At 37.8% G+C, this 9,686-nt stretch carries 8 protein-coding genes and 1 other RNA gene; 3 read left to right on the top strand and 6 right to left on the bottom strand.

Annotated features, from left to right (window positions below; genetic code table 11):
• Positions 1 to 9: 9 nt before the first annotated feature.
• The gene (locus ACMZ6U_RS07305; protein ID WP_218653593.1) at positions 10 to 1,617 is read right to left on the bottom strand and encodes a ribonuclease Y; all 1,608 of its coding nucleotides are present in this window, start codon (positions 1,615 to 1,617) and stop codon (positions 10 to 12) included.
• 421 nt (positions 1,618 to 2,038) lie between these two features.
• Between ACMZ6U_RS07305 and ACMZ6U_RS07300 the strand changes: the two genes are divergently transcribed.
• The gene (locus ACMZ6U_RS07300; RefSeq protein ID WP_316606204.1) at positions 2,039 to 2,521 is read left to right on the top strand and encodes an S-ribosylhomocysteine lyase; all 483 of its coding nucleotides are present in this window, start codon (positions 2,039 to 2,041) and stop codon (positions 2,519 to 2,521) included.
• Between the two features lie 28 nt (positions 2,522 to 2,549).
• On the opposite strand, the gene ACMZ6U_RS07295 is transcribed toward ACMZ6U_RS07300, so the two are convergent.
• The 5 genes from ACMZ6U_RS07295 to ACMZ6U_RS07275 all read right to left on the bottom strand — a co-directional run bounded on the left by ACMZ6U_RS07295 (position 2,550) and on the right by ACMZ6U_RS07275 (position 6,642).
• A complete protein-coding gene (locus ACMZ6U_RS07295) occupies positions 2,550 to 4,040 on the bottom strand; it encodes a cell division site-positioning protein MapZ family protein (RefSeq protein WP_416107527.1) in 1,491 nt (496 codons plus the stop codon).
• A gap of 11 nt (positions 4,041 to 4,051) precedes the next feature.
• Entirely contained in the window at positions 4,052 to 5,209 is a 1,158-nt protein-coding gene (locus ACMZ6U_RS07290) for a THUMP domain-containing class I SAM-dependent RNA methyltransferase (RefSeq protein ID WP_416107525.1), read from the bottom strand.
• A 68-nt stretch (positions 5,210 to 5,277) separates the two neighbouring features.
• Positions 5,278 to 5,647: RNase P RNA component class B (rnpB, locus tag ACMZ6U_RS07285), an RNA gene on the bottom strand.
• 14 nt (positions 5,648 to 5,661) lie between these two features.
• Positions 5,662 to 6,009 (bottom strand): cell division regulator GpsB, encoded by a 348-nt coding sequence (gene gpsB, locus ACMZ6U_RS07280; RefSeq protein ID WP_416107524.1) that lies wholly within the window; start codon positions 6,007 to 6,009, stop codon positions 5,662 to 5,664.
• Between the two features lie 114 nt (positions 6,010 to 6,123).
• The gene (locus ACMZ6U_RS07275) at positions 6,124 to 6,642 is read right to left on the bottom strand and encodes a DUF1273 domain-containing protein (protein WP_416107522.1); all 519 of its coding nucleotides are present in this window, start codon (positions 6,640 to 6,642) and stop codon (positions 6,124 to 6,126) included.
• A gap of 78 nt (positions 6,643 to 6,720) precedes the next feature.
• Between ACMZ6U_RS07275 and recU the strand changes: the two genes are divergently transcribed.
• Together recU and pbp1a are read left to right on the top strand one after the other, a co-directional pair.
• On the top strand, positions 6,721 to 7,320 hold the full coding sequence (gene recU, locus ACMZ6U_RS07270; RefSeq protein WP_416107520.1) for a Holliday junction resolvase RecU: 600 nt from the start codon (positions 6,721 to 6,723) through the stop codon (positions 7,318 to 7,320).
• A gap of 1 nt (position 7,321) precedes the next feature.
• A complete protein-coding gene (gene pbp1a, locus ACMZ6U_RS07265; protein WP_416107518.1) occupies positions 7,322 to 9,535 on the top strand; it encodes a penicillin-binding protein PBP1A in 2,214 nt (737 codons plus the stop codon).
• The last annotated feature ends 151 nt before the right edge of the window (positions 9,536 to 9,686 follow it).

Raw genomic sequence — 9,686 nt, 5'->3', positions numbered from 1 at the left:
TCTTTTATACTATTTGGCGTAATCAATAGCACGGAACTCACGGATAACCGTAACCTTGATATTACCTGGATAATCCAAATTATTTTCAATTTTTTCTCTTACTTTATGCGACAAAATTGTCACCTGATCATCGCTTAGTTTCTTAGGATGAACCATAATACGTATTTCACGACCAGCTTGAAGAGCAAAACTATTTTGAACACCATCAAAGCTTGAAGCAATCTCTTCTAAATCACGTAAACGTTTGATGTAGTTCTCCATTGACTCATTACGAGCACCTGGTCGTGCTGAACTAAGAGCATCTGCTGCAGCAACTAGAACTGCAATCACACTATCTGGCTCTACATCACCGTGATGACTGGCAATAGTATTGACAACAACTGGATTTTCTTTATATTTACGAGCAAACTCAGTTCCAATCTCAACGTGACTACCTTCCACTTCTCGGTCAATAGCTTTCCCCATATCATGCAAGAACCCTGCACGACGAGCAAGTGAAACATTTTCACCCAACTCACCTGCCATAATACCAGCTAGCTTACCAACTTCAACGGAGTGGCGAAGAACATTTTGACCAAAGGATGTTCTAAACTGCAATCGTCCCATAATCTTGATAAGATCTGGATGAAGATTAGGAGCTCCAATTTCGTAGGCAGCCTCTTCACCATATTCACGAATACGATTATCTAGTTCTTGACGATTCTTTTCAACCAACTCTTCGATACGAGCAGGATGAATACGACCATCAGCAATCAAAGCTTCCAGAGTCATACGAGCAATTTCACGACGGATTGGGTCAAAGCCAGACAGAACCACTACCTCAGGTGTATCATCAATAATGATATCAATCCCTGTTAGACTTTCGAGTGTGCGGATATTACGCCCCTCACGCCCGATAATGCGTCCCTTCATGCTATCATCTGGTAAGTGAACCGTCGTAATAGTTTGTTCCGTAACGTACTCACCAGCCATACGCTGCATAGCTTGTGATAACAAGTCTTTTGCCATTTTATCAGACTTATCTTTGATTTCTTGTTCTGATTCACGAATCTTAGTTGCAATTTCTTGCGTTAGCTTAGATTCGGTTTCCATCAAAATAACTTCACGCGCTTCAGCGATGGTCATATGACCTACACGCTCTAATTCCGCACGTTTCTCATCCTCTAATTTACTGATTTGATTTTCACGTTCATCGATATGTTTAGATTTATCAAAAAGGCTTTGCTCTTTAGATTCGAGTGTTTTTTCTTTTGTAGCTAAATTCTCATCCTTACGGTCAAGTGAATAGGCTCGTTCTGTTAAACGATTTTCTCTTTCCTTCAGCTCTTGTTTATCAGCTTTAAATTCCTGATCAACTTCTTCTCGATATTTTCTAGCTTCTTCTTTTGCTTCTAGGAGAAGTTCTTTTTGATGAGCAATGCTTTCTCTTTCAGCTGTTTGACGAATTGCTTGAGCTTCCATTTCTGCTTTCCCTCGCAAATTAACAGCATCCTGTTCAGCATTCAATAATGTCAATTCCGCTGCTTCTGTTGAAGACTTCATCTTCATCGTCATGATAGCGTAACCAACAGCTAAACCAATGAGGGCAAAAATCAATGTTATAATAACTTGCAACATCTTATTTACCTCAAAATTCTAAGGTTTCAATCTAGTCAAAACCACTTTTAAGTCTATCATATTTTAAGACTTTATACAATGAAAAATTAGAAGGATTTAACCATCTTATTGCCATAATCATTGCTTTATGATTCGTAAACTTTTTTAAGACTAGCAAGATTTCTGAACTAAGAAAAGCAAGAGAAGATTAATAGCCTTCATCGCGATAATCTCTCAGTAAGAATTCGCACAGCTCGATGATAAGTCTTTACCCTTATTTTCAGATTTACAGAAGGAATATCCGCTATTTTTGTAATAATTATCCTCAGATAACTTATGAAACCATGCTAAAATCTTGTTCTAACGCAAACTAGAATGCTTCATTAACGGCTCTCTCTTAGTATTTATGGTATGATAATCTTAGAAAGAAATGGAGGCGCTTATGTCAAAAGAAGTTATCGTTGAAAGTTTTGAATTAGATCATACTATCGTTAAGGCACCTTATGTACGTCTTATCTCTGAAGAATCCGGTCCTGCTGGGGATATCATTACTAACTTTGATATTCGACTTGTTCAACCAAATGAAGATTCCATTCCAACTGCTGGCTTACATACTATTGAACATCTACTAGCCAAGCTTATCCGTGAGCGTATTGATGGACTCATCGACTGTTCTCCTTTTGGATGTCGTACTGGATTCCACATGATTATGTGGGGAAAACAAGACGCAACAGAAATTGCTAGTGTCATCAAATCTTCTCTTCAAGAAATTGCGAATGTCACATCTTGGGAAGATGTGCCAGGAACAACTATTGAATCATGTGGAAATTATAAGGATCATAGTTTGTTTTCTGCCAAAGAATGGGCAAAATTAATTCTAGAAAAAGGAATTTCAGATGATCCCTTCACACGCCATATCGTCTAAAACAAAAAAAGAGGAAAAATCCTCTTTTTTAGTAATCTAAAGCATCAGCGTTACCAGGCTTATTACCAACAAAGTAACCTGTTTTAGCATTGATTGAGAACAAATAAGTTCCATCAGGTTTAAACATATTGTAGTAACCATTGCCATTAATAATATTAACACGCTCAAGGATGTAGTTATTCCCTGAAATATTTCCACGCGCTTGAGCTTTTCCAACAACCGTTTCTAAAATACCAGGAGCAAAGTTCCATGCAGTATTTCCAGAATCTGCGATAGCTGCGTTATTATAAGGAACACGACTAAGATGTCTCTGAAGACTACTACTATCATAATTCGAGATTCCATAAGAAGATGTCGTCGGTGCAGTTGGGGCTGGGGCTACTGACTGACTAGCCGGTGCCTGATTAGCTTTTTGATTTTCCGTTTGAGAAGCAGCCGCAGCTTCTTCAGCTGCTTTTGAAGCACTTTCACTAGCTGCAATACTTGATTGGCGACTAGCTTCTGCTTCTGAAGAACTGCTATCTTTAATACCTTTCAATTCATCTCGACCTTTTTTTACTGCTTTTTGCAATAGATTATCTAACCTAGCATTTCCTGTGTTTAACGTTTCAACTGGTAAGTCATCAAAGTTAGCATCCGCCTTAGGTTTTGCCGAATCAACTAATTCTCCATCAACAATAACATCTTTGTCAAACTTCGCATTGACAGCCTGAATACCATCAATTTGCTCTTTTAAGTTATCATATTTTTCCTTGGCAGCGTCATAGAATTTTGTACCGTCTAATTTTTTAAGGGCTGCTTCTAACTCAGGAAGTTTTCCAAATTCACTATTTTTGAGTTTAAGCGCCTTGTCATCAGTGAAGAAACCATCGTACATCAGGCTAAAGGCTTCATTATCTTTAATAGCCTGTGCTGATGCATTTTTTCCAGATGAATCCAAAGGTTTATGGCTGCTACTTGATGCCTTTGAAGAACTTGGACTTGTCTCTTTTTTATTGAAGTGATTCACAGCAAAGACCGTTCCAAAAATGGCTAAAAGGAGTGCTAATAAACCTAAGAAAATAGGTGTTTTCCTTTGATAGAACGGCTTACCATCCAGATCACTCGAATTTCTCAAAATGGAATCATCTTCAGCTTCCTCCGATAAAGCACCGCCCTCTTGTTCGTCAGCCTTAACGGTATCTGAATTTTGTCCCACAACCGTTGCCACTGCTGCAGTATCTATACTAGTAGTTGCATCCGTTATAGCAGCTTCTGATGCTACCGCTCTATTTTCAACTTCTTCTCGTTGCTTCTTGATAAAGTCATCCAAAGTGGCTGTATCCAACTCCTCCAAATTGACTTCTCTAGTTTCAAATTTTTGAGAAGCTACTTCTTCACGATGTTGCTTAATGTATTTATCTAAGATGCTGTCTTCATCTTTTACACCAGCTTTAATCTCAGCATCTTTTCTGACAGCCTCACCAATGGTTAAATCTTTTGCTTTATCAAAGTCTAAGTTGTCATTTTCTTTACTCATACAAGTCCTCTCTAATTAGCCTCTTGACGTTTAACACGTTGGCCAAAATATTGGTACAGATCAACTTTCAAAGTACCGTTGTATAATTTTCGTTTTTTATCCGCCTGACTACCATATTTGGTTTCAAAAGCTTCATCACTGGTCAAAATAAACTTGCTCCAGGTCTTTAGTGGTGCAAAGGTTCGACCCATTTCATTATACAAGATGTCGATAGCTTTGTCATCAAGGAGTCGCTCACCATAAGGTGGATTAGAAATGATAACACCGTTGATTTTATCGGTTTTTAGGTCTTGAAGACGCATTTGTTTCAATTTGATAACATCTGCAAGTCCAACTTCTTCTGCATTCTTTTTAGCGATATCAACCATTTGGCCATCAATATCAAAACCTGAAATGTCCAGCTCAATATCATAATTAGCTTTTGATTCTGCCTCATCTCTCACCTCTTGGATCAAATCCTTAGATACCCATGACCAGCTTTCAAAAGCAAATGTTCTATTAAAGCCTGGTGCGATATTCATACCAATCATCGCAGCTTCTATGCAAAATGTTCCTGATCCACAGGTCGGGTCTATCAAAGGCTTATCTGGGTACCAATTACTGAGCAGAAGGATAGCTGCTGCCATATTTTCTTTAATCGGAGCACCACCTTTTTCAACACGATAACCACGTTTGAAAAGGCTAGAACCTGTCGTATCAATCATAATTGTTGCCACGTCTTTCAAGATCGAAACTTCAATTTTATATTCAGGTCCATTTTCCATCAAAGGAACACCTTCTGGGCGATGGTAAATCTTTTGCAGTTTTTTAACAACGGCCTTTTTAGTAATTGCCTGAACACTTGGTTCATTATGTAACTTTGATTTAACACACTTTGCCTTCGAAATGGGGAATGTCGATCCTAAAGGTAAATAATTATCCCAATCTAGAGAAAAGACACCTTGGAATAACTCTTCAAAGGTTTTAGCTGGAAATTGTCCAACAACAATTTTGATACGGTCAGCCGCACGAAGCCATAAATTTGTCTTGATAATAGTTTTAACATCACCTTGAAAACGGACTTTACCATTTTCAACTTGGCACTCAATCCCCAAGTCTCTGATTTCACGTCCTACAACCGCTTCAAGTCCAGCTGCTGCTGTGGCGATTAATTCAAATCTTTCTTTCATTAGCACTTCTTTCACTTTTTACTGTTAAATAAAAGCTAGCCTAAGCTAGCTAAACCTATTATGTAATTTTCTATAAGCCATGTTTTGTTCAGAAGTTGACTAGGAACCAACTTCCTCGATAATCATCTGTCTACTGCTGTTGCAGTCAAGATAGTTCTGTTCGTCTTCCAGCTATCTCATGCCCCGACCAAAGTTTGGGTTGCTAGCTTGAGGGGTTTACCGCGTTCCACTTTCTAGGTTTCCCTAGAAACTTCGTCACTGTGGCACTTTCAAGGTTACTAAGGCATATCAAGGACTTAGCCATTTTACCTGCCGTAACGTATCATCATACGTCCCTAGGCTTATTTTTTCGCCTAGCACAAACACTACCGGCATCACAGCCAGTGCTAGCATGGACTTTCCTCATAGTATCAAAATACTACGCGATTATCCGAAAATCACACAGGAATAAATTATTCCGTAATTTGTTTACCAAAAACTTCTTTTTCCAAACGACTAATACGCTTCAAAATATCAAAGTTAGTCACAGGACTTTCTGATAAATGTTGAATACCATCTGAAGTTCTCTGACCAAAGTTGATGCCTTCTCTACTTGCTTGTGCCTGATCTGTAACTTTTTTCAGACGTGCCTTCAATTGTTCGTTTTCTGCTTGAAGCTCTTCTATCATGCTCGCATAGGCTTCATAGTCTTTAATAACATCATCTAAAAACTCATCAACTTCTCGCTGATCATAGCCTCGCATTACTTTTTTAAATTCTTTTTCAAAGATTTTTTTAGGGGTATTGATAATACTGGTCATTCTCTTGTCTCCAACACTCGTCATTCTACTGCTACAATAATCATTTAATCATAAAATATCATACAGAAAATAGAATTAAAAAGCAAGCATTTTCCTCTACCTTCAAGCTATTTATTACTCATTTTCCATGGCAATATCATTTAAGTCATCAAATCGTAATTGAGTGACTTTATAATCTGATTCCAGCATCGTATCGTACAAGTATTTCAAATTTGTTTCATTGTCAGCGTCATAAAATAAATAGGCTTGGTCTGTATTCGCAAGTAGAAATTGATGATATTGCTTCAATTGTCCAGGATTTTCATAAGCCTCAAAACTATATTTTACAAAATCAACTTGCTTAAAAGCAGCTAATTTAGCTTGATTAACTTCGTTCCAATTTTCTCCTTGATTGGCAAAGCAGAATATTGTGGCTAGCTTCAAGTTATAATCGTCTTTCATGTCATTAGCAACTTCTAACACCCAAAATTCAAAGCCTAAATTACCTGTGAAAATAAGCCATTCCAATCCTTCCGAACAAAATCGTTCTAAGTCTCGTCTGATAGCTTTTTTAATGATTAAAATACGTTCATCATTTTCCTTAAAAATTCCCAAATCAAAACTGCGATAACCAGACACTAAAAGAGTGGTCATAATTTTGTTGTCCTCTCAAAAATATGATATAATGGTACGTGTTTATCTTACCATTATTTGAAATACTTTAGGAGAAATATGGTTAATTATCCTCATGGGATTTCTAAAAAAACACGACAAGTCACTCCATTAGAAAAGGAGCCTAAAATCAACTTTGCCAATCGGGGGATGTCTTTTGAGTCGGCTATCAATGCTACCAATGACTACTATCTAGTCCATGGTATTGCAGTTATCCACAAAAAACCGACACCTGTACAAATTGTTAAAGTTGATTATCCTAAAAGGAGTCGGGCAAAGATTGTCGAAGCTTATTTTAGACAGGCATCAACAACGGATTATTCTGGTGTTTATAAAGGTCATTACATTGACTTTGAAGCTAAAGAAACCCGACAGAAAAAGGCTATGCCTTTGAAAAATTTTCACGATCATCAAATTGATCATATGAAGCGCGTCATTGACCAGAAGGGTATTTGCTTTGTTTTAATGCATTTTTCAACATTAAAACAAACTTACTACTTACCCGCTCAACACTTGATAGATTTTTATCAAGTTGAGAGTGGTAAGCGGGCTATGCCTTTGACTTTTATTCAACAACACGGTTTTGCTATAACATTAGCAAGCTTCCCTCAAGTTCCATATCTTGACATTATTGAACAACATTTTTTAGGTGGAATATAAAATGAATCACATTTCAAAAATCGCCAAATATATCCTTTTAGCTATGGCTGGACTGGCTATTTTAGGAGTCGTTATTGGCGGCCTCCTCTTTACTTTTTATGCTAGTACCGCACCCAAACTATCTGAAACTAAGTTAAAATCAACAACTTCTAGTCTTATTTTTGATAGCGACAATAATCTTATCGCTGACTTAGGAGCTGAAAAGCGAGAAAATGTAACGGCTGATAACATTCCGCTTGATTTGGTTAATGCCATCACTTCTATTGAAGACCATCGTTTCTTTGAACATCGTGGTATTGATATTTACCGTATCCTAGGAGCAGCTTGGAATAACTTAACAAGCAACACAACGCAAGGTGGCTCAACTCTGGATCAGCAACTTATAAAGTTAGCCTATTTTTCTACCAACAAGTCTGACCAAAACCTAAAGCGTAAAGCGCAAGAGGGTTGGTTAGCCTATAAAATGGAAAAAGAATATACAAAAGAAGAAATCCTAACGTTCTATATCAATAAAGTGTATATGGGAAATGGTAACTATGGAATGTTAACAGCTGCCAAGTCATACTTTGGAAAAGATTTAAAAGACTTGTCTATTGCTCAAGTGGCTCTATTAGCTGGAATCCCCCAAGCTCCTAGCCAATACGATCCATATACTAATCCCGAAACAGCTAAACACCGTCGAGACACTGTTCTATCAGAGATGTATGAATTGAAAAAAATTACCAAAGAACAGTATGACGCTGCTATCGCAACACCTGTTAATGATGGTTTAAATGAACTCAAAAAAGAGGCCAGCTACGAGCCTTACTTTGATAACTATCTTAAAGAAGTTATCAACCAAGTTAAAGAGAAGACCGGAAAAGATGTCTATACAGCTGGTTTAAAAGTTTACACCAACGTTAATTCTGATTTCCAAAAATTCTTATGGGATATTTATAACACTGACACATACGTGTACTACCCTGATGATAAATTCCAAGTAGCCTCAACTGTGATGGATGTTACAAACGGTAATGTTGTTGCACAATTAGGTAGTCGTAAACAAGAAAATGTTTCCCTCGGAATCAATCAGGCAGTTCTTACCGATCGCGACTGGGGTTCAACCATGAAACCAATTACCGATTACGCACCTGCTCTTGAAAACAACATTTACTCAGCTACTTCAGCAAATATTCAAGATAGTTACTACACATGGCCTGGAACAGACCAGCAAGTCTATAACTGGGACCGTAAGTACTACGGTAATATGACTATCCAGCGTGCTATCCAGGAGTCTCGTAATATTCCTGCCATTAGAGCGCTTGAAGAGGTTGGGTTGAAAAACGCTCAAAGCTTCCTCAAAGGTCTGGGAATTAATTATCCTGAATTGCATTATTCTAATGCGATTTCTAGTAATACAAGCAGCAATAGCCAAAAATACGGTGCAAGTAGTGAAAAAATGGCGGCTGCCTATGGAGCCTTTGCAAACGGTGGTACCTACTATGAGCCTATGTATATCAATCGTATTGAGTTTAACGATGGTACAAAAGAAGATTATTCTGCTCCTGGCAAACGTGCAATGAAGGCTACCACTGCTTATATGATGACTGATATGATGAAGTCTGTACTCTCTTATGGAACAGGTAAAAATGCCGCTATTAGTGGCTTATATCAAGCAGGTAAAACTGGAACTTCAAACTATTCTGATAATGAGTTAGCTAAGATAGAAGCTGAAACAGGTATCTACAACAGCGCTGTCGGTACTATGGCACCTGATGAAACTTTCGTTGGTTACACTAGTAAATATTCCATGGCAGTATGGACTGGTTATAGGAATCGTTTGACACCTTTATATGGTGGAATGCTTGATACAGCGACAGATGTCTATCGAACGATGATGTCCTACATGACAGGGGGATACAGTGAGGATTGGATTATGCCCAATGGCCTATATCGAAGCGGTAGTTACGTCTACTTAAACAGCTATACTGGAAATTCTAGCTTACGCAACTACAATACTTACGATACCAATAATACCTTTGGAGCGACTAATGGCAACTCCCTTAATGAAAACAGCTCTGATAGCAGTTCCAATTCTTCCTCCTCTGATATTACGGCTAATTCTGCTTCAGAATCACAAAATGGAAACACCGATGAGGAAGATAGCCCTCAAACAGATAGTCAATCAAATCTAAATCAAGGTGGAAATCTTGGAAACCAAAATAAGGATGACTAATCGCTTAAAGCGCAACATGCGATAACAATATTAATCACATGAAAATAAAGGGCTCTTCGTCAACTGTAGTGGGTGACTTATAATTAACATCTAGAGAGAATCGTTCCGGTTCTCTCTTTTTGAGTGTTTAGTGCAATGAGAATCCGTTTTT

The sequence above is a fragment of the Streptococcus pluranimalium genome, assembly GCF_047785745.1.
Lineage (GTDB): Bacteria > Bacillota > Bacilli > Lactobacillales > Streptococcaceae > Streptococcus > Streptococcus pluranimalium_B.
Note: the sequence above shows the minus strand (reverse complement) of the source record. Positions and strands in the feature narration are given on the sequence as shown.